Genomic DNA, 2,625 nt, shown 5'->3' on the forward strand with positions numbered 1-2,625 from the left:
ATCACCTGGAACAACCAGCCGGGTATCTACGAGACGTACGCTGTTGAAAGAAGCTTTGAAGAGCCGGAATATGGAGAGGAATACTTTGTATCCTTTGATGTACAGGATATTGTCCAGGCATGGTTAAATGAAGATATTCCACAATATGGATTTAGAATATATGATGGATATATGCAGGCAATATCAAGTGATTCAGGTTACTATGTATATAGAAGGCCAAAGTTAATCTTTACTCTGTCGGGAACAAATGTTATTAATACAAGCTATGGACAGATTAAGGCACTATTTCACTAATAACACTTTTTAATATAATAAGAGGCTCCCGATATATGGGAGCCTCTTATTGCATGTCTTGTTTTAATCTACTGCTTCACCAGCTTGATATAGTAAGTGTGATGACTCGCCAGTTTTCCCGGTGAAAGTGTCGCCAGGATCTCCGCTACAGCCGAGCCGACGTTCAACCTGCCGTTCGTCACGGTCAGGTCGGTCCCGGACGGGCAACGTCGTCCCGCCGTCCCCTCCGCCCAGCCAAACCCCGCGTTGCTTTTCACCGCCGTCGGTTGTATCATCGCCGCCGTCAGCGCAACCGCAAACCACGGATACAGACCGTATCAACAACGGAGGTAAGCATGGCCGTCGTCATCAAGGGTGGCGGGATGACCCTGGAGGAGCTGCACCGCATCGCCGTCGGACGGGAGAAGGTAGAGATCGATTCCGCGGCCCTCGAGCGCGTCGATAACTGCCGCGCGATGTGCCAGAAGAAGATCGACAACCACGAGATCATGTACGGCGTGACCACGGGTATCGGCGAGTTCTCGGAGACGGTGCTGACCCCGGAGCAGACCCAGGAGTACCAGAAGTACCTCATCTACTCCCACGCCGCCGGCATCGGCGAGCCGGTGCCCGAGGAGTGGGTCCGCGCCGCGATGGCCAGCCGGATCAACGTCATCACCCATGGCAACTCGGGCTGCCGCCGCGAGGTCCCGCTGACCATGGCCGCGATTCTCAACGCCGGGGTCACGCCGGTGGTCTACGACCGGGGCAGCGTCGGCGCCTGCGGCGACCTGTCGCCGATGGCCCAGATGGCCCTGGTGATCATGGGCGAGGGCGAGGCCTTCTATCAGGGTGAGCGTCTGCCCGCCGCCAAGGCCCTCGAGCGCGCCGGGGTCAAGCCGATCACCTTCCAGGCCCGCGACGGCCTGGCCGCCATCAACGGCTCCAATTTCATCACCGGTCTGGGCTCCCTGCTGTTGCTCGAGATGGAGAGCTGGATCAAGACCCACGACATCGCCGCGGCGCTGACCCTCGAGGTGCTCAACGTCAACATGTCGGGCTACGATCCCCGGCTGCACGCCGCCCGCGGCCACCAGGGCTCCATCGACACCGCCGAGAACATCCGCCGCCTGACCGAGGGCTCGCCCCTGCTTCAGCGGGAGGGCAAGAAGGTCCAGGACGCCTACTCGCTGCGCTCGACGCCCCAGTCGGCCGGCCCGGCCCGCACCGCCCTGCGCCACGCCCGCGAGGTCTTCCTCACCGAACTCAACGGCGTCGGCGACAACCCCGTTTTCTTCCCCGACGACGACGCCGTCGTCTCCGGGGCCAACTTCCAGGGTACACCGATGGCCCTGGCACTCGAGTACGCCTCGATGTCCATGGTCACCGCCGGTGTGCTCTCCGAGCGACGGCTCAACCGGCTGATGAACCCCGCCCTTTCCCAGGGCCTGCCCGGCTTCCTGACCCACGGCGGCGGGATGTTCTCCGGGCTGATGCTCAGCCAGTACACCGCCGGGGCCCTGGTCTGCGAGAGCCGCGTCCTCTCGACCCCGGCCGCCGTCGGCAGCATCCCCGCCGCCGCCGACCAGGAGGACTTCGTCAGCATGGGCTGGACGACGACGCTCAAGACGCGGCAGATCATGAACCTGCTGCCCGGCGTGCTGGGGATCGAGTTGATCGCCGCCTGCCAGGCCCGCGACTTCCGCGGCGTCGACTTCGCTCCGGCCACCGGCAAGGTCTACGAGCTGATCCGCGAGCACGTCGACCACCTCGAGGCCGACCGGCCGCTGTTCGACGATAACAACGCCGCCGCCGAGCTGGTGCGCTCCGGCGCCGTGCTGCGCGCCGCCGAGAGCGCCGTGGGGGCGCTGAAGTAGCGCAAACTGTTCCGACGGCATAGCTGAACGCCCGGCCGGGTCTTGGGACCCGGCCGTTTTCTGCGTAGACTCCAGCTGCGCAGGCTACATCCCCGGCATTTTGCATACTATAGTCTCTTGACAAGAATCTCTTTGTGGAGTAAGCTGATATTTTATTAGAAGACTTCCAAACGGAGGGAAAATGGACTTCAAGGATAAGCTAAACCGCTTGGCTGGCAATATCCAGGAACAGATGCCACACATCAATAATGAAGAAGCCACTAAGATGGTATGTGTGGTCGAGTTCTTAAAAGTGCTTGGCTACAATACTTCTAACCTGGCCGAGGTTCAGCCGGAGTTTATTGCAGATATTGGTGAAAAGAAGGGAGAAAAAGTTGACTACGCCATAATGAAGGAAGGAAAGCCCGTCATGCTGATCGAAGTAAAGATGATCAACACAAATCTGGACACCGTCGACGATTCACAACTGCGGCGG

3 protein-coding genes are annotated in these 2,625 nt (G+C 59.9%); all 3 read left to right on the forward strand.

All coding sequences use genetic code 11. From position 1 onward, the window contains the following. The coding region (locus GF399_11860; protein ID MBD3401006.1) for a DNRLRE domain-containing protein at nt 1-294 on the forward strand (294 nt) is incomplete at its 5' end. Between the two features lie 335 nt (nt 295-629). Next, nucleotides 630-2,150, forward strand: coding sequence for a histidine ammonia-lyase (locus GF399_11865; GenBank protein ID MBD3401007.1), 1,521 nt, complete (start codon nt 630-632; stop codon nt 2,148-2,150). A 181-nt stretch (nt 2,151-2,331) separates the two neighbouring features. Further along, the coding region (locus tag GF399_11870; protein ID MBD3401008.1) for a restriction endonuclease at nt 2,332-2,625 on the forward strand (294 nt) is incomplete at its 3' end.

Source organism: Candidatus Coatesbacteria bacterium (assembly GCA_014728225.1).
In the GTDB taxonomy this organism is placed as follows: Bacteria; RBG-13-66-14; RBG-13-66-14; order RBG-13-66-14; family RBG-13-66-14; genus WJLX01.

Excerpts from the sequence above, each read along its gene's own strand:
- GF399_11865 (MBD3401007.1), top strand. The coding sequence starts at position 630 with ATGGCCGTCGTCATCAAGGGTGGCGGGATGACCCTGGAGGAGCTGCAC.